The sequence below is a fragment of the Gilliamella sp. B2772 genome (assembly GCF_026536985.1).
Lineage (GTDB): Bacteria > Pseudomonadota > Gammaproteobacteria > Enterobacterales > Orbaceae > Gilliamella > Gilliamella apicola_E.
The window spans coordinates 302,714-321,566 of sequence record NZ_JAFNNB010000001.1; the positions used below are offsets into that span (position 1 = coordinate 302,714).

The 18,853-nt window shown below is 33.9% G+C and carries 14 protein-coding genes; 7 read left to right on the top strand and 7 right to left on the bottom strand.

What is annotated here, in order from left to right; all coding sequences use genetic code 11:
- Window positions 1–19 precede the first annotated feature (19 nt).
- The 7 genes from J3T98_RS01380 to J3T98_RS01410 all read left to right on the top strand — a co-directional run bounded on the left by J3T98_RS01380 (window position 20) and on the right by J3T98_RS01410 (window position 4,999).
- On the top strand, window positions 20–583 hold the full coding sequence (locus tag J3T98_RS01380; RefSeq protein WP_267338527.1) for a phage baseplate assembly protein V: 564 nt from the start codon (window positions 20–22) through the stop codon (window positions 581–583).
- 54 nt (window positions 584–637) lie between these two features.
- Window positions 638–1,051, top strand: a complete 414-nt coding sequence (locus tag J3T98_RS01385) for a phage GP46 family protein (RefSeq protein ID WP_267361944.1) — start codon at window positions 638–640, stop codon at window positions 1,049–1,051.
- Window positions 1,044–2,111, top strand: coding sequence for a baseplate J/gp47 family protein (locus J3T98_RS01390; protein WP_267361945.1), 1,068 nt, complete (start codon window positions 1,044–1,046; stop codon window positions 2,109–2,111). The genes J3T98_RS01385 and J3T98_RS01390 overlap by 8 nt, the downstream gene beginning before the upstream one ends.
- Window positions 2,102–2,692 (top strand): YmfQ family protein, encoded by a 591-nt coding sequence (locus tag J3T98_RS01395; RefSeq protein WP_267361946.1) that lies wholly within the window; start codon window positions 2,102–2,104, stop codon window positions 2,690–2,692. The genes J3T98_RS01390 and J3T98_RS01395 overlap by 10 nt, the downstream gene beginning before the upstream one ends.
- A complete protein-coding gene (locus J3T98_RS01400) occupies window positions 2,685–3,743 on the top strand; it encodes a phage tail protein (protein WP_267361947.1) in 1,059 nt (352 codons plus the stop codon). Before J3T98_RS01395 ends, J3T98_RS01400 begins: the two co-directional genes overlap by 8 nt.
- Before the next feature lie 13 nt (window positions 3,744–3,756).
- Window positions 3,757–4,368 carry a tail fiber assembly protein gene (locus J3T98_RS01405; protein ID WP_267361948.1) on the top strand — a complete coding sequence of 204 codons (612 nt, stop codon included), beginning with the start codon at window positions 3,757–3,759 and terminating at the stop codon, window positions 4,366–4,368.
- A 448-nt stretch (window positions 4,369–4,816) separates the two neighbouring features.
- Window positions 4,817–4,999: a hypothetical protein gene (locus tag J3T98_RS01410; RefSeq protein ID WP_065563258.1), complete on the top strand. Its 183-nt coding sequence runs from the start codon at window positions 4,817–4,819 to the stop codon at window positions 4,997–4,999.
- A gap of 442 nt (window positions 5,000–5,441) precedes the next feature.
- On the opposite strand, the gene J3T98_RS01415 is transcribed toward J3T98_RS01410, so the two are convergent.
- From J3T98_RS01415 to J3T98_RS01445, 7 genes are all read right to left on the bottom strand, one after another.
- On the bottom strand, window positions 5,442–10,427 hold the full coding sequence (locus J3T98_RS01415) for a DNA repair ATPase (RefSeq protein ID WP_267361949.1): 4,986 nt from the start codon (window positions 10,425–10,427) through the stop codon (window positions 5,442–5,444).
- 106 nt (window positions 10,428–10,533) lie between these two features.
- Entirely contained in the window at window positions 10,534–12,636 is a 2,103-nt protein-coding gene (locus tag J3T98_RS01420) for a hypothetical protein (RefSeq protein ID WP_065563261.1), read from the bottom strand.
- A gap of 28 nt (window positions 12,637–12,664) precedes the next feature.
- Window positions 12,665–13,312 (bottom strand): hypothetical protein, encoded by a 648-nt coding sequence (locus J3T98_RS01425; protein ID WP_267361950.1) that lies wholly within the window; start codon window positions 13,310–13,312, stop codon window positions 12,665–12,667.
- 96 nt (window positions 13,313–13,408) lie between these two features.
- Entirely contained in the window at window positions 13,409–14,101 is a 693-nt protein-coding gene (locus J3T98_RS01430) for a PspA/IM30 family protein (protein WP_267361951.1), read from the bottom strand.
- Between the two features lie 31 nt (window positions 14,102–14,132).
- Window positions 14,133–14,774: a YjfI family protein gene (locus tag J3T98_RS01435; protein WP_267330274.1), complete on the bottom strand. Its 642-nt coding sequence runs from the start codon at window positions 14,772–14,774 to the stop codon at window positions 14,133–14,135.
- A gap of 216 nt (window positions 14,775–14,990) precedes the next feature.
- Window positions 14,991–17,291, bottom strand: coding sequence for a TonB-dependent receptor domain-containing protein (locus J3T98_RS01440; protein ID WP_065734405.1), 2,301 nt, complete (start codon window positions 17,289–17,291; stop codon window positions 14,991–14,993).
- A 77-nt stretch (window positions 17,292–17,368) separates the two neighbouring features.
- A complete protein-coding gene (locus J3T98_RS01445; RefSeq protein WP_267361952.1) occupies window positions 17,369–18,220 on the bottom strand; it encodes a heme/hemin ABC transporter substrate-binding protein in 852 nt (283 codons plus the stop codon).
- Between the last annotated feature and the right edge of the window lie 633 nt (window positions 18,221–18,853).

Genomic DNA, 18,853 nt, shown 5'->3' on the forward strand with positions numbered 1-18,853 from the left:
ATACTTGTGAGGTGTTTTAATGCGACAAGTTTTAAATAAAATAATGAATTTGGTTTCACGTGGTTATATAACATCTAGTAACAGTGGAAGTAAATGCCAAACATTGCAAATAAAAATGTCTGGTGGAGAGCAGAAAAGCGATATAGAACAAATAGAGTCTTATGGTTTTACTTCAAGGCCATTAGATGGAGCTGAAGCCGTTGCATTATTTTTAGACGGTGATAAGTCTCATGGTGTAATATTAGTAGCAGGGGATCGTCGTTATCGAATTAAGTCGCTTAAGCAGGGTGAAGTAGCCATTTATACAGATGAAGGTGATTACATTATTTTTAATCGCAATAATGAAATTAATGTAAAAACTAAAAAATTTATTGTGAATGCTGATGATGCAATAGAACTAAATACCAAAAACTTAGTTGTTAAAGCATCAGTTGGGACAAATTTTGCTACACCGTTATTAAAATCTACAGGTGAAATTGAAGACCAAACCAGCACTATTTCTGATATTAGAACCATTTATAATGGGCACACTCATAATGAAACAAACTCCATTACGCAGGTTCCTAATCAACGATTAAAGTAATTAACACTTCACTATATAAACCGTCTAATGACGGTTTTTTCATGAGTAAAAAAAATGATATTGACAGTAAATGGCAAAAATACCAATCCAACTGATATTCAAAATACGCTATATCGTGCGCTAATAATTTCCTTATTCACTTGGCGTAGAAAAAATACCAGTGATGATTCAGATCATCCATATGGCTGGTGGGGTGACTCATATCCTAGTATCGCTAATGACAAAATCGGATCACGACTTTATTTATTAGCCCGTTCAAAATTAAATAACCAAACAGCTAACTTTGCAAAAATTTATATAAAAGAAGCTGTGCAATGGATGATTAATGATGGGCTGGCATCACGTATCGATGTTTCTGTTAAGCGAATCGATTTAACTGTTTTAGTTGCTACTATTAATATCTTTAAAAAAGATGGAATTAATGAAGAATATAGGTTTGATAACCTTTGGAGTAAAATCAATGGCTAGTGAATTTTCAAGACCGACTTTACCAGATTTAATCACAACTATTCGCAATGATTTGTATGCACGTTTAGCTATTGATGATGAATTAATATCGTTACGACGCAATGATCCTGAAGTTTATGGGCGTGTTATCGCTGGAGCGACTCATATATTATTGGGTTATATAGAAAACATGGCAAAAAATATTTTACCTGATCAAGCTGATGAAAATTGGCTAATTCGGCATGGCAATATGAAGCGTTGCTATAGAAAACAACCTACATCTGCGGTTGGCTATATTAGGTTTGATGAAGTATCAGACGGCATTATTATCAAAAAAGATCAAAAAGTTAGACGCCAAGTTGATCAGTGTATGTATACAGTTACACAGACAATAACATCTGCAAATAATATCTTAAGAGTGCCTGTAATCTGTGATGAACTCGGAAAAAAAGGGAACTGTGATGATGGCACAAGCATGTCACTGATTTCACCGGTTACAGGGCTATCATCAACATGTTTTGCTGATTCTATTGAAAGCGGTACAGATGTTGAAGATATAGAAACATTCAGAAAACGAGTTATAGATAGGTGGTATTATACCCCTCAAAGTGGAGCAGATCAGGATTATGTGCAATGGGCTAAAGAAATATCAGGAGTTACAAGGGCTTGGTGTTATCGTCATTGGGCCGGTACTGGTAGCGTAGGTTTGATGGTTGCAAATAGCGATCCTGTTAATCCTATTTTAGACAATACCACAATTCAAAATATCAAAAAGCACATTGAACCTCTAGCACCTGTTGCTGGCTCTAGGTTAATCGTTTTTTCGCCTCTCCCTAAGCCCATTGATTTTAAAATTATAGTAACCCCAGACAACCCAGAAATTCGTTATCAAATAGAAGCAGAGTTAAAAGAATTTCTTCTACGCGAAGGAAGACCACAATCAACACTATTTAGATCTCGCATAAGTGAAGTAATCAGTTCTTCATTTGGTGAATATTCGCATGAATTAATGTACCCAAATAAAAATATTTTTATAGAAAAAAATGAAGTTGCAGTATTGGGGAATATTGAATGGATATAGAAAAACAATATCAAAGTATGGTTAGTCATTTATTACCATACGGCCCAGCATGGGATAAAGAAGAGCCAATACTTTTATCATTAGCATTAACATTATCAAAAACACATCATCGAGTTGATGACCTAATGCGAGAAATTGATCCGCGAACTACAACAGAACTTATTGACAGATATGAGCAAGTTTGTGGTTTACCTGATAGTTGTTATTCAGAGTTATTTCAAACGTTAACAACTCGTCGAAATCGTTTAGATTCTAAATTAAATCTGACAGGAGCAATCAATAAAGATTTTTATCTAAATCTATTAGCTATCAACGGTTATCCAGATGCAACTATCACTAACTATAACAATGATGTTTTTACATGTGAATCATCATGCGAAGATTATTTGTATGATGAAGAATGGCGTTTTTACTGGATTATTAACATTCCCCACAATTATAAAATAACAGAAATGACATGTGAGGATCATTGTGATTCATATTTAAGGGAATGGAGTGACAAACAGATCGAATGCATAATTGACAAATTATGCCCATCACATACCTATGTAATTTTTAAATACGGAGTAATCAATGCATAGAATTGACACACCAACAGCCCAAAAAGATAAATTTGGGCAAGGAAAAAATGGGTTTACTAGGGGAAATCCACAAACTGGTACACCAGCAACACAACTTGATTATTTTTATTGTGATTCGATTCAAGAGGAAATTGCTAATGCTATTGAATCAGCAGGTTTCGTGCTTGATAAAACAAAACATGATCAACTTGCCACAGCTATTAAAGAGTTTGTCAGTAAAGGTAGTGTAAAGCTTAACTCATCAACTAACAGCGAATCAGAAACCGAAGCGGCTACACCTCTGGCTGTTAAAAAAGCTAATGATAATGCGGCGAAAGCAAATACAAATGCTAACAATGCACATAATAGAATCGGCGATATTTCTGATAAATTTGAGTTGTGCTCTAATGAATCCCGGGTACATTCTCACGATAAACGATTTTTTTTGTTTGTACGTGATGACGGCGTTATCGCAATGTATAATCGTGTAACAAATAGAGCGGCGTGGGGATTTAATTCTGATGGGTCGCTATGTGAAGGCTATGTACCAGTTGAGCGAATTACAAATCTAGATTGGTTCGTTCGCAATAGAAGCGTTCCCGTAGGCGTTCCCATGCCATGGCCGCAGGCAACCCCGCCCGCAGGCTGGTTTGAATGTAACGGATCACCATTTAACACAAGCGACTATCCTCGATTAGCGGCCGCCTACCCAAATGGACGATTACCAGACCTGCGTGGGGAATTTATTAGGGGGTGGGACGCAGGGCGAGGTGTAGATCCTGGGCGAGGTATATTCAGCTGGCAGGTTGATGCCATTCGTAATATTAGAGCTGAATTTTGGCCTCTGGCATCGCCGGGTGTGCTATCTCAACCAGCGTCAACATCGGGGGCATTTGGAATGCGACCGATCGTGGGGACTACCAACACCATTTATTCGTCAAATGGTTCAGGTATTTATCAAAAACAAATAAACGTACCAGCAGCTTTTTTTGACGCATCTCGAGTCACCCCGGTTTCTCACGATAACCACCCGCGCAATATCGCATTTATGTATATAGTTAGAGCAGAATAATTTGGAGACTACAATGAAATATCAATTACAACCAGAAACAGCTATTTTAGATGAAAATGGACTAACAGCATCGGCTGGGTGGGCTATTGTTTACAATGTTAATTCTCAAACTGGCGAATATTTGGGGGCAACGTATCAATTTCTGCCTGTCGGCGTTGGATTGCCTGCTCAGTCATATTTAGACGCACCAAAAAAAGTAGACGATGATCATGCAATTGTACGCCAAGATGATAAATGGACATACCCAACCGATTATCGTGGTAAAACAATTTACTCGACAGAAACTGGCGCAGAATCAACCGTGAAAAATATTGGCGATATCCCAGCAGGGTTTACATTATTAAAACCTAATTCCGAATTTGATAGCTGGAACGGCAAAAAATGGGTACTAGATAAAGACAAACAACATCAATATGAGATAGCGATTGCTCAATCACAAAAATCACAATTGCTAAAAGAAGCTAATAATGAAATCAGCAATTTTCAAGATGCTGTTGACTCTGAAATAGCTACAGAACAACAAGTCGAAATATTGAAAAAATGGAAAAAATATCGTTTTGAGTTAAATCAGATAGATGTTAATACCGCACCTGATATCGACTGGCCTGAAAAACTGAATAACTAAATGCCATCAATCAGCAATTTTACATACTCAACCGCATTTTTATACGATCTAAAAATTCCGACTTTATTTAATCTGTCATTCTGATAAAAACACCTTCAGTCATTATAAATGTCGAGAGATGGGAAAATCAGGTACGAATCATTTTCGCAATCGTAAATTGAATCGCTATCTGGATCGGTTAGTATGTAAATTGCTTTTGTGTCGTGTATTGTGATCATGTTATGAAAGTTTAGTTAGTTTTATTCATCATAAACTAATACTTTTTGGTGTGTGAATTGAAGTGAAGAATAGGGACTTGGATCGCAAAAAGTGTTAAAATAATCGAAACCTATAAAACCTATCTTTGAATATTATGTTAAGAAATCCCTATGGTATTTTAAACGGTATATTATTTTGAATTTTAGTGTAAAAATTTGGCTTCAATACTATTGGTTATTTTGAAATAGTAATGCAACTGTCTGAATATTATTTATCAATTAATGTGAATGATGATACCAGTAAACTTATTGTTCATAATCTTTCCCAATTAGAAACTACCCCATATTTTATCCCAGATTGGGCAAATAACTTCACCAATAAACCAGTTATGCAATGTTGGGGTGTTAAAATGAAAAAGGATATTCTGATTTAATTTGTCTGGGCTTGATGAATTAATACCCATTATCGTTTTGTCTTCTTAAACTTCTGAAATAAAAGTCGGATTAGTCAATTATGATAAATAACTAGAAAAGGATAAAATAGAAAAAACAATAATTAATGGAGTTAATTAAATGATTTATTTAAATGGAATAGGTTTTTTTATATTGTCACTATTTATCTTTTGGTGGGTTTATTTATTAGTTTTCGTAATTGGTCTAATAATTTTATGCTTAGCTAAAACCAAAATTATGCGAAGATTAGGTATTTTGTTGATAATCACACCAATAGGTTGTTATATTTTTGCCTATTTATTATACGTTTTTTTATCATTAATGTGGATTTGACCTATTTCAATTACCTTTTTACCTAAATAATAAAAAAGCGGAAGTCTATTTCCGCCTTTTTTATTAACAATAAAATATAAATAAAATTCGCTATTTACCTTTTGTATTCCTTTTCTCTTTTTTCGGTTTTTTATTTGATGATAACTGCAAAGCCTGTACACTTTGCACTAAGTCAGCCAATTGCGTAACAATTTGGTTTCCGGTATCACTTTCATCACCACCTAGTGTTTTATTGCGTATAAAATCAGCTTTGATTTGTTGCCAACGTTTAGTTTGTGTATCAGTTAATACGCCACGAATTTCAGCGAGTTTAAGAAGATTTTCTTCAGCACCATTAGTTAATAGTTGAGCTTCACCCAAATAGTGATCGTTGATGATTTGATTTAGTTCATCATCATTCATAACAGAAGAAACCTTCTCAGCAAGTTTATTCATGTTTCGATAACTACCTTGAAGTTTGAAAGGTGGTTCTGTACGGTATTTATCTGATTGAGCAGCACTGACGATGTATTGTTGGTTAACTTTGAATACCACTTCTCTAATTTTCAATAGGTGAGTAAGTACTGCAATAATTTCGCTGATTTCTGCTTGGCTGTAAGCATAACTTAATTCATTGCTATTAAGTGGTTTACCTTGTGCATGATCAATGAGTTGATAAAGATCATTTAAGTCACGTAGCGCAAGTGGTGCTAAAATTGGATTTGAAGTTAAGCAGTTTTCAATATAACTTGAAGCAAAAACTTCATCCATACCACCAAGAACTTCACCTAAATTATAAATATCTGCACGGTTAGCCAACATATCTGGTATTTTGAATACTTCTCCTGATTCAGTATATGGGTTACCTGACATAATAACGCAGAATTTTTTACCTCGGAGATCATAGGTCTTAGTTTTCTCTTTCCAAACACCTTCTATTCGGCGTGAACCATCACAAAGGGAGATGAATTTTTGTAAGAATTCCGGATTGGTGTGCTGTATATCATCAATATAAAGCATGACGTTATTTCCCATTTCAAGCGCTAGATTAAGTTTTACTAACTCTTGTTTGGCAGTTGCATTCGGTGCTTGATTTGGATCGAAAGATAACACACTATGACCTAAAGCCGGACCGTTAATCTTCATAAAGATTAATCCAAGACGATTAGCAACATATTCCATTAACGTCGTTTTACCATAACCTGGTGGAGATATAAGCAGTAATAACCCCATTAAATCGGTACGTCTAGTTTCACCAACCGTTCCCATTTGTTTAGCTAAGTTATCACCAATGATAGGTAAGTAAACTTGATTAATGAGTTTGTTTCGCACAAACGAACTTAATGGTTTAGCCTTAAATTCCTCCAGATGTAGAAGATCACGTTGTTCATCGAGTACTTCCTGACGAAGACTTTGATAATGCTGAAACTCCGGAATAATAATTCTGGACTGTTTACGCATGCGACTAAAGAAATCATCAAGATTAATATTCAACACTCCCTGAATTATACTTGGATGATCGCCAAGTAAATCGTTGACGGAAATATCAAGCTCAAGCTCGCTAATTCCCAGCGTAATGCTACTTTCTTTATCTAACATACACAATACTAAAGCTTCAGCAATATAGTCTGATAGTTTTTGATATTGGGGTAGGGTACAAAGACCTTTAAACCAACTTTCGATTAGAATCCAGCGATCGGCAAGTCGTTTTTGAAGATTGCTTTGTGATTGGTTAAAATCACCCCACATATGAGATTCCTCGAGGCGGGCTTTTAAACCTTCAAATAGATAGTGGCCATATTTACTTAACGTAAATTCTTGTGGTGTTTCGGCTAATATATAGCTTAAATATTCAGTTGCTTGTTTTACATGATACTGTTCATGTTGAATAGGGTACTTTTCTAAAAATTGGGTTAATTCAAAAGACATCTCTGTTTGAAGATTTCTTATACCTTCATCATGACCAAATAACGCCTGTATATCTTTACAAGTTTTGGCTCGTTCTGGCCATAATTTGGCAATATCATTCTTTTGATTATGATGCCAAAAAAAGATAGCTAAGCTTCGTGCTAAAGGGTTATAGCGTAATAGACCGGCCGCTTCACCTAGCGGGATCAGTTTGGCTAATATTTTTAATGCATCGTGATCGTGAATCCCTTTTTCATAGCCCTCACGATATCGCATTGACGCATAATCTCTTACTGTTTTAGCGAATACCTCAGGTTGGTTTAATTGATTTTTTAAATCGTCATAACTTAAATCATGCTCTTTTTTAAGCGCTGAATTAATTATTGAATATGCTAAATATTCACCACGGTAAACACTAGGCGATTCGGATTCTAATGAAATTGACCAGAAAGGTTTATAACTTTCTAATTTAGGGTGATTAATTCTTTCCTGATAATCAGTACCCGTTAATTGCAAATAAAGATGCTCTTCTTTTGGTACAATGGTTAAATCAAGTTCTTGGGTGTTGACACTAAACTTATGTCTTGGCCCCAGTTTGATTACATTTCCGCCAGATTCAAATATTTCTGATTTATCTCGTAAGGCACGTATTGATTGATCTCTGGCACTTTGGAAACGAGATTCAATATCATCTGCTTTGACATTATCAAAAAGTGCTCTTAATTTTTCGACAATTTCACGAATTTTTAAAGCTAAAGCGTCGGCAACAAAAAAAGCATTTAACTCATTTTGATCAGAAAATTTAGCCGTTCTTCTTGGTATACTGTCTAAAATTCGATTGGCAGCCGTAAGTAACGCTTCTGTTCGTCTTGTTCTATCTTCAAGTAGTAATTGTTTGTGAGTTTCAAATGATTCTAATATCTCTTCCCGTTTAGCCAGAATATCATTAAGGAACTCTTCACTTTCACTGAATTGATTTTCAAGCTCTTCAAGTTGTACTAGAAGACGAGATAGCTCATCATCACATTTTTCAGGTGTTGTTGCCATACTCAAGGCATTGGCAATACTTTGGCCAAATAATTTAAATTGAGCACCAAATTGAGCAACCATTTCAACATTAGCTAAATTTTTTCGTTTTTGTTGAATTTTAGCTTTTGTTTGGTTAAGTTTTGCATAGACTTCAGCTATTGATTCTATGATTTTAGTTTGTAATGTGACATCATCAAATTTTAGGGTTGCTATCAATTGTGAAAGCATATCTAAATCAGTTGACATAGTTTCTGTTATTTCAACAGATTCAAGTAATTTTGCAACAGTATCTGCTTTGGTAATTTGCTGTTCAATATCGTCAATTTTTACATTGAATGGCTCTAATGCTTTATCACTTCCTAAAAACTCAGCAGTAGCTAGTGAAACCTCAGCTTGTCTAGCTTTTAGTTTATTTTCCATTTCATCGATTTGGTCTAAATCAATGTATCGGTAAGTTCTTAATGTGACTAAACTCCCAAGTTGTAATTTTATTGCATTTAATGCATCAACAAATTCTTGTGTTTCTTGCCAGCTATCAGGGTAAAGCTTGGTTAATAAATCTTGTTGATTAGAAATTGCCTCACGCATAGCGCTTTCGGATTGACGTCGAATGCTTTCGACTTTTTCATACTCATCTATAACCAATTCACTCGTTTGTGAAATATTACGAAGAATAGGGGAGAATGATAGGTGTTTCTCGTCATTGAGCCAAAAGTAATTATCAAAGAGCCGTTTTGTATCTTCACTTAGTTTGCTATAGAGTTGTGAAGAGACTGCCTGGTTATCGATTTCGCGCGAGATAAAATACAGATCTGAAATTCCGCGAACAAGTTCAGCATTACCTATTTTTCCGAGGAAGCTATTATTTGTCGGTTGTTGTGCTGCATATTCATCACTATAAAAAGGAGTTTGCCAAATTTGCATTGGATGAACTCTAGTTGGCTCATTACTTTCTCCTTCAAAAACGACCATTCGACCATCTTCAAAAACGGCATAGCCATGACCTAAAATTGGGTTATCTAGTTTGCGTTCAATCATATTATAATTGAACAGCGCTAGTCGCCCATTGCTCGGGTCATAGAAAATGTATAAAACATCTTCACCATTTGGCGAACGGCGAATTCGTCTGAAACGCATACCTGACATTGATTGGTCAAAAGTTTTATAATCGCCATTTTGTAAGTAGTATCCCCCAGGAAATATAATTCCATGATCTTCTGGAAGTTGAATACATGATTGACCAATAAAATCTATACGATGGACTTGCTGGGTTAGCGAGTTATAAACTAAATAGCGCCAATTCTCTTCGCGGTAAGGGAGAATTTTCAATAGGATTAATGAACCAACTTTTGCATATTCTATTTTAGCATCATTAATTGATTGATTTTTATCTATAACCTCTTCTCGATAAATTCCTAAACCATCATTAGTATTATTTTCACACTTTATTGTTAAGTCACCACCAATGGTTTCAACAAATACTGTATCAAGAACATTGATATGAGGAAATCGCCCATTAACAATATCTTCACGTGTTGTTTCGATCCATTCAAAATCGTAGGCAGGAGGTAGTGCGATATCTCGCTCACCTCGATTATCTATATACTCAATTGTTTTTTTATCGCTAGATATAGACCATCGAAATACACGAATATCACTAATTCGTTCTCCAATTTGAAAACTAGCAAGAAGTTTTCCATCACGTTCAACAAGTTGAAGTAACTGGGCATTTTTATAATAAGTATAAAGCTCATTAAAGTCTTGTATAAATCGATCTATATTTAAAAATGTATTTGAGAGATCAACCGGATCAGCTTCATAATTGTTATCACGTTCAACTAATTGATAAAGTGAAAATACATCTTCTATCTTGGTTTCTTTTTTTAATCCTAAATAGACGTTATAACCAAACAACAACCAATCACCAAAGCGAACAATATCTCGTGCTACACAGTTATTTTCCGTTCTAATACGAATACGGCTAATAATAGACATGTCACTTTTACCAAACTCAGATAGCCTTTCCTGATTTAGAGCTTCTGTCTTTTGATTAAGTTCTTGTCCTAAAGAGGTTAAACGTTTACGAAGAATTTCATAAGCTCCGCCTTCCGCGACTGCTTTATCAATTGATGTTTGTTGCTGATCTTGGGTTTCTGACATGTTTTACTCGTTGAAGATAATACTGAAATACCTAATGTTTTAGGTAGGAAATGAATCCTACCTAAAACTGATTACATTATAGATAAATGGCTATTCTAATAGTAACCTATTCATTTTCATTATTGGATGACAAAAATTGTTTTGCTAACGCTTTTAAATCAGTGTTTTGCAAAGTCTCTTTTATGTTTATGTTTTTGTCTCCCGATAAGCGAGATAGTACTGATTGTAATGCAGATTGTAGTACAGGGCTCTGATTAACAGTTCCTTCTATTGCTTTACCTACACTAATTGCTTTAGAGAAGCTATTAAAGAAGTTATCATTACCGCCTACAATTTCAATATTGGCTTTACTGAATGCTGCAGCAAGCACGTCAGCTTGTTCTCTAGCAATTTCTTTGTTAGCAGCAATAGCAGCCATGGCTTGTTCGAAACCTTTTTCAAGCGCTAAACGGAATTCCTCATGATTTTTCGATTGTTCATTCATCGTACCCATTGCTTGGAACTTATCTACTAAACCATTTGCCTCAGCAGTTAATTTTTCGCGAATTACTAACGCTTCTGCAAGACCTTGTTCTTTTGTTGCTGATGCTTTTGCGAATCCAATACGTTCATCACCACGAGCTTGAGCAGAAAGTTTTTCCTCAAGTACTTTAGCTTCAGTTAAACCTTGTTTTTCTACTGCAATTGCTTTGGCTTCAATAACTTTAGCTTCTGCTAAGCCTTTTTCTTGATTACCTTTCGCTTCAGCTAATAATGTCTCAGCTGTAATATTTGCTTTGACTAAACCTTCTTTTTCTTCTGCTTCTGCTCTTGCTTTACGTACTTTAGCTTCGGCAAGGCCTATTGCCGCTTCTTCGGCTTCTATACCCTGAGCTAATTGTTTTTTAGCTTCAGCTTGTTTAGCTGCAGCTTCTAATTCAGCTTGAGCCATCGTGCTGATTTCAATTGCGCGATGTTTAGATGATTGTTCATCTGCCTCAGCTTGTTTTACTTGTTTAACTAGCTCTTGTTCAGCTCTAGCTTCAGCTTCAATAATTGTTGTTTGTTTTTCACGATCTGCTCTTGAAACTTCACGAACTTCTTTAATGTTTTCCTCTTCAACTGCAACTGTTTTTTCAACTGCTACACGTTCACGAATAACATTAGCAATCTGTTTCTTTTCCTCTTCTACAACTTTGTCTTTCTCTATTCGTTGTAGTTCAACTTCACGTTCACGAGCAACAATTTCAAGTGAACGAGCTCGGATTACACGTTCTTCTTCAATCGCAATAGCTCTTAGGCGGTTATTCTGTGCAACTTCTACTTCACGTAAACGATTCTCTTCTCTTACTTCAATTTCTTGTTGGGTTTGAATTCTAGCTTGTTCAGCTTTCAAACGTTCTTCCTCTTGAACTTTTAATGTTTCAGCGGCTTCTCTAGCTCGAATAGTTTCAATTTCACGTTTTTGTCTAGCCTCAGCGTCAGCTTGTTGGCGCTCTAATTCAAGTTTAGCTTCGATAGTTTCAGTATCTTTTTTCTTAAGAGCTAACTCTAGATCGCGTTCTCGCTTATTGGTTTCATCTTTATGTACAGCAGTTATAGCTGTAATTTTATTAATACCTTCAGCATCAAAAATATTATCTGGGTCGAGTGATTTAATTGGAGTTTGTTCTAAATAATCGATAGCAACATCTTCAAGGGCATAACCGTTAAGGTCTTTACCTATTACATCAATGATACGTTCACGGAAATTCATTCGATCTTCAAATAGCTTTGCAAGTTCAAATTGTTTACCTACGGTTTTCAATGCTTCTGAAAATTTAGCACTAAATAATGTGCTTACCGCTTGTTGGTCTGATGCACGATCTACACCGATTGATTTGGCAACTTTAAGAACATCTTCTGTTGTTTCATTAACGCGTAAATAGAAGGCTACGCAGATGTCAGCCCTAAGGTTGTCTTGGCAAATTAAACCATCTTTACCTCTTCGTTCTACGTCAAAAGTGATCAAGGAAATTTTCATGAACTCTTTTTTGTAGATGATTGGATATACCAATGCACCAGTAAAATGAACTTTAGGTTTTGACGTCATGTCATTAACAATAAGCGCCGTACCTTGAGGAACCTTTATGTAAAATGCCTTAAATAATAGGAAGAATCCGACAATTACAAGGAATATACTTCCAACTATTACCAAAAAAAACATTATAGTATCACTGCTTAAAGACATATTTTTCTATTCTCCAAATTAACTTCTATTAGCCATTAAAATCTTTTAGGCTAATTATTTCATAACAATTTGTTGTTTCATCATACTGAAGGATTACGGCTTTATCACCGCGCTTGAATTGATAAGATTCATCACATCTTACCTCTAAAATAAGGCCCGCTCCTCCATCTTCACAGGTAGCTTGTCCTTTAGTTCTGGTTACGGTACTTGAGCGTATTTCGATAACTTGCCCTAACAATGATTTATGATTGTGGTTAATTATCAACTTTCTAAATAAAGGACGAAGTGGTTTAATAAAAAAAGCAGTTAAATAGACTGATAAAATAAATGAGATAATTAAAAGAGCTATCCCTGCCAAATAATAAAGAAATACAAAATTATACAAAGGTAGGATTAATAGACGAAAGGCAAAATAACTAATTGACCATCCAATTAAAGAGATCAAAGTGATGATGAGAGTCATTGGTACTTCATTGAAGCCAAATTTCATTAATAAACCACCTAATCCAGTAGATGGAACATCACTATAAACATCATTGACACTGATATCAAAATCTAAACAGTCAACGCTTAATAGTCCTAATGCTGCAACAAACCAATATAAGATACAGATTGTTAACAATACACTAAAGATAATTACGGGAAAAGAAAAAAATATTCCCCAAAACAGTTCCATTATATTCCCTTCATCTATCCAAACTAGTTTTAACTAATTAATTATTCTATAATTGTTTTTGCTATTCTAACTTAAAAATATCAAAACGCGAAAACTTTAATTCGATTGTTTTTCTTTTAATCTAGCTAAAATTGAAGCTGCATTATTATTGCCAGCTTTAATACCGGCCGCTTCTAATTTACTATCAAGCGAATCAGGATTTTCAGTTGCTGCTAATTCTTTTTTTGCTTCAAAAGTGGCAGCAGCTTTTTCTTGACGTTTTTTGATTCTATCTAATGAATCGAGTGCAGTATGCAATTTAGCTGTTGAACCACCGTAACGCTGTGCTACTGCAGATTGTGCTTTTTGGACACTTTCAGTAGCTTTAACTATATCAACTTGTTGTTTTAAATTACGAATATTGATTTCAGATTGTGAAATAGTTTGTCGTAAATTTTTAACACTTTCAGCAAAATAGTTAGCTTGCTTTTTGTTATTTTCATATTGATTTTCGAGTACCGAAAGTTTTTCCGCTACTTCCAAAGCTAACTCTTCATTGTTACTTTCAAGTGCTTTAATAGCATATGCTTCATATTCAGTTATTTGAGCTTTTGTTGATTCAACTTGTTTCTCTGCTAATTTTTGTTCTGCTAGAATATTAGCTAATGATTCTTTAGCTTGTCTTAATTCTTCATCAGCATCTCTAATTTCTTGGTCTAATATACGTAACGCTTGAGAATCAATTATTGATTCGCCAACTTCATTTATTCCACCACGTAATGCTGTTACTAATTTTTTGAAGATAACCATATTTAACTCCTTCTATAACTTTTCGCTTTAACTATTCAATATTAAAGAAATGCTCATAAGCTTCAGTCGCTTTGATCACATTGTCTGATAACATTTCGAGTTCATAAATAATATCGTTTAAGGTTGAGGATGAACTAAGTGCACCATACATAATGTAATTGATTTCTCCATCTCCTGTTTTTTCAATTGCTATAGTTGATAAAGCAAATAGTTTTCTAGCAGACAGAATTTCTTCATTAAATGATGAAGGATTTTTGATTAGTGAAACTGGCCAAAGTAGTGCTTCTACAATAATTTGCTGATTTGAAACGCTTAAAAAAAGTGGTAAATCACCATAGTCATGCATAATGATATGTAAACAAGCATCGACACCATCAATTATTTCAATACTTGCAGAACCTTGTTTGATTAAATCAGTTTGATTTAATTCTTGGAAAAGGTCATTAATTTTCCAGATTTCTTTATTTTTCATTTCATTGTTTTCCTTCACATGGTACAAAAAAGATTTATTTTCTACAGCTGGTTGACGAAATTTTTTTTCGATTTCAAGTAACTCAGCAGTATTTTCAGGCAAAATCCAAACTTCTTTTTTTATCAACCCCTGTTCTCTTAAACGTTGTCGGTATTGTTGTTGATAAAATGCTGAGCTTTTAGCTTCTTTGGTTTTTTTCATAAATTTTGGTTATTCTTTAATTTTTTATACAACTTATATTAGCATAATTTTATCACATGTAAATATTACATGTGATATTTTTTTATTAATTTATTGATGCTAATTTACTTTAATTTTAATAAAAAACTAAACACCTTTAGGGAGCTTTTATAGAAGGCTATAGAATAAATAACCCGCATGATGCGGGTTATTTATTTGAAAAAATGATATATCATTCTAGAAATCAACATCTAAACCTAATTGGAATGTTCTGCCTGGAGCAGTAAACATGTTTAGATATTTATGATCTGATGTGCTGTATAATTTATTATTACTTAGATAATCCCAATATTTTTGATCGGTAAGATTATAAACTCCACCATTCAATTTAACATTCTTAGTAATATTAATATAACCAGTTAAATCAATAATGCCATGACCGGCGATTCTAAAATAGTCATCTTTAGAATTAGGAAGTGGTCTACCATCATTACCATAAGATTCTCTAGATGTCGCTTCGGCTTTTTTACCTTTTTGGAATGTTGCTGTAACAGCCACACCATAAAATTTATTCGGATCATCCCACGCTAAACCGACAACACTTTTCATTGGTGCTATTGAATCCATTTCAATATATTTATCACCTAAATAGCTTGATTTTGATTTGCCTTGGTTATAACCAATTGCAAATTTAGCGCTTAAGCCATTAGCAGATTCTACCCATTTGCCGATATTGAATTCACTGCTCAATTCAGCACCATAGATGTATGCCTTATCACGATTTTCTGCTTGATAAACAATTCGGTTACCTGTTCCGACAAAGTTCTTTCTATAACGTGTATAAGCGATGAAATTTTTATATTTATTATAAAAAGCTGAAGATGTTAAAGTTACACCTGAAACAGGATGTCCTTTCAAACCTAATTCAAAATTGTCACTGGTTTCAGTGTTAAGATTTGAATCACCAACAAGTACATACATATTGCTATGCGCTAAATAAGATCCATATAATTGGTTCTGATTTGGCATTTGTGCGGAACGTTTGTATTGTAAATAAGCAGTGAAGTCAGGATTAATATCATACATAAATGACATAGAAGGTAAAACTTGGAAATCACTATTGCTACTATATTGTTTACCTAACTGGCTACCATTGATGTTTGTTACAGCCATATTTTCTAAATTACGAGGTTTAGTATTTTGGTAAATAACTCTAACACCAGGTACTAGATAGAAATTATTACTATCTTTAATATTAAAACTAATTCTGTCTTCGAGGAATCCCCCTAATTGATAACTTCGACTATCTGCTTGGGGTTTAGTGTAATCTCCGTCTGGAAATATTCTACCATTTTGAGATTGGGCTGAAGTAAAGAATGGTGATTCATCTTCACTCCATTTACCATTTAAACCAGCGCTAATTTTCTGATTTTCATAGTTTTTAACTAAAGTAGTAATAAAATTATAAGTTTTTGTATTGTAATTTGTTTGAGTATTAAAATTACCTTTAGTTGTATGTCTAATATCGGTACTATCATAGACATTGGTTCGTTGATAATTTAATTGAGTAGTTAAACTATCAATCCAGCTTATAGCAGTTGGTTTCCATTGATCTTTAATCGCAAGATTAAAGCGATTGTTTTTGCTTCTTTGATGATCAAGTGACTCAACTTTTTTACCGTATTTATCCCAAGTATCATAATGAGAATTTTTGGTTTTATTATTGTAATCAACTGTTGTATTAATTAAATGTTCTTCTGTCATTTGCCAGCCAAAACCAGCTAAAATCGAGTTGGAGTGCCAGTTTTCTGGATAACTACTTATTGAGTCTCCATTATTACGTGTTTGCTGGCCATCGCGTCGACTTAAAACCAAAATACCATTTAGATAATCATCACCACCAGCCATAGTTAAGCCCTGGTGGAAACTTCTATCTGAACTATCATAGTTATTTTGATAACCAAAGTAGGTCGTTTTACCTGGATAGAGATAATAACTTGCCGATTTAGTTTGGAATGAAACTGAGCCACCGAGGGCATTATTTGCATTACTAACCGATGTCGCTCCTGATTGAATATCAACTTTATTGTACATATAGGTATCAATATAATCTCGGCCAATACCGTAAGATCCAAACCCAGCTCGTCCAACAGAGTTAACCCGACCTTGAGCTATTGGTAAAGGCATACCATCAATATCGATTGACACGCGGTTAGCATCTAAACCGCGGATATTGTATCCAGTAAACCCACCACGGTCCCAACTACTTTTACCACTACCTGAACCTGAAATACTTCCTGGGGCAGAAATTAGAGGTTGATAACGCATTATAGTACCAAAATTAGTACCTCCATCACGGCGAATATCTTGCTCAGAAATTTCAGTATTCATTCCCGGATTTTTTGTTGCTTCATGAGCTGTTACAGTAATAGTATCAATGTCTTTTTCATCATTATGTTTATCAGTAGCGAAAGTAGGTAGTGCTAATGTTAAACCTATTGCTAATGAACTTGTCTTTTTTAAATATTTAAAATTCACATTTTTATCCTTTCAAACTTAATATGTTTAATGCGCGCATTTATTGCTTCAATTAATAAAAATATTATTAAAATAGTTTATTCAGGGTAAAATCTTTGGAATAGCAATTTTGCTGCTTCATCAACTCTTGGCCCGATTCCAAATAAGTAACTATCATCTATAACCGTAATACGATTATTTTTAAATGCACTTGTTTCAGTAATACCTGGAATAGTATTGACTTTGTCTAAACCACCTAATTGATCAATCGAATATTTATTTAAAATGATAACTTCTGGATTGATAGCTATAATTGATTCTGCAGTGTAACTTTTGAAGCTATTATGCGTTGCCAAATTTTCACCACCAGCGATAGTAATTAATGCATCAATTGTAGTATTTTTACCTGCTACAGAATTGGAACCACTCATACTCATTAGGGATAAAACTTTTGTTTTTTGTGGGTGAGTTGCGATTTTGGCTTGAATGTCGGCAAGATTGGTTTTAATTCTATTGATTAATTTTTCGCCTTCTTCTTGTTTATTTAATTTAGATGCAATTTTATTGATATTTTCGTATAACAGTTCAATTGTACCAGGTACACGCCTTAATGCTAATACATCTACTTTTGACTCAGAAACTTTTTCGATAACATTATCAGGTTCTACATCATTTAATGTTATAAACAAGGTTGGTCTAAGCGATAAAACACCTTCAATATTTAATAATTTCCAATAACCGATTTGTGGCAATTGTTTAACTTTCTCAGGATAACTGCTTGTTTTATCAACACCTACGACATCATCTCCAGCACCTAGTGCGAATACAATTTCAGTAAGAGATCCTCCAGCAATAACAATTCTTTCATTTGCTGAACTATAATTGAGAAGGCTGTTGAAACTAAATATTAGTAAAAATAGGCTAATCCTTTTTATAAAATTTTTCTTCATGATTTAATTTACCTACCATGGTTTTCAATTTTGGAAGAATAATATAGTGAAAATGATAACCATTATCAACATAAAATATTGGGGGATTTAATAGCAAAGCATTAGAAACTGATCAAGCACAAATGATAAATTAAAATTTATTCAAATAAATAATAATGTTATAACAAATTATTACAAAAATAATATATTGATATTTTGGGGGATATGAAAATTAGAATGATATCTTGTAGGGAAATTTTGGTACTTTTTATTTCTGTTTCAGTTTATTTAACTTAAATATAATTTTACTCATATTTTCATAGAGTAATTCTATTTTACCAGCTTCACATTTTGCACTTAATCATCAAGTTTTGATTGATTAAATAACTTAAGAAAATTATTGATTATGCTAAATATTATAAGGAATTAAGAAATAAAATTGACTTAAATTTACCGAAATATCAATACAAGATAAGCGTTTATTTGGGAAACAATAATGTTATCCATAGTAATTTCATCTTTAGCAAAATATGTAAATGCAATTTGTATAAAGGTTCCACGAGTTACTAATCAATACAATAAATCGATCAGCATTATTAAAAAAAAGGTTTTTATTTGCTAATTTTTTATGAAAATACTAGCGTTTAGTATGAA

Coding starts and splice junctions, on each gene's coding strand:
- J3T98_RS01395 (WP_267361946.1), top strand. CDS start 2,102: ATGGATATAGAAAAACAATATCAAAGTATGGTTAGTCATTTATTACCA.
- J3T98_RS01430 (WP_267361951.1), bottom strand. CDS start 14,101: ATGGTTATCTTCAAAAAATTAGTAACAGCATTACGTGGTGGAATAAAT.
- J3T98_RS01410 (WP_065563258.1), top strand. CDS start 4,817: ATGCAACTGTCTGAATATTATTTATCAATTAATGTGAATGATGATACC.
- J3T98_RS01425 (WP_267361950.1), bottom strand. CDS start 13,312: ATGGAACTGTTTTGGGGAATATTTTTTTCTTTTCCCGTAATTATCTTT.
- J3T98_RS01420 (WP_065563261.1), bottom strand. CDS start 12,636: ATGTCTTTAAGCAGTGATACTATAATGTTTTTTTTGGTAATAGTTGGA.
- J3T98_RS01435 (WP_267330274.1), bottom strand. CDS start 14,774: ATGAAAAAAACCAAAGAAGCTAAAAGCTCAGCATTTTATCAACAACAA.
- J3T98_RS01445 (WP_267361952.1), bottom strand. CDS start 18,220: ATGAAGAAAAATTTTATAAAAAGGATTAGCCTATTTTTACTAATATTT.
- J3T98_RS01385 (WP_267361944.1), top strand. CDS start 638: ATGATATTGACAGTAAATGGCAAAAATACCAATCCAACTGATATTCAA.
- J3T98_RS01400 (WP_267361947.1), top strand. CDS start 2,685: ATGCATAGAATTGACACACCAACAGCCCAAAAAGATAAATTTGGGCAA.
- J3T98_RS01390 (WP_267361945.1), top strand. CDS start 1,044: ATGGCTAGTGAATTTTCAAGACCGACTTTACCAGATTTAATCACAACT.
- J3T98_RS01405 (WP_267361948.1), top strand. CDS start 3,757: ATGAAATATCAATTACAACCAGAAACAGCTATTTTAGATGAAAATGGA.
- J3T98_RS01380 (WP_267338527.1), top strand. CDS start 20: ATGCGACAAGTTTTAAATAAAATAATGAATTTGGTTTCACGTGGTTAT.
- J3T98_RS01415 (WP_267361949.1), bottom strand. CDS start 10,427: ATGTCAGAAACCCAAGATCAGCAACAAACATCAATTGATAAAGCAGTC.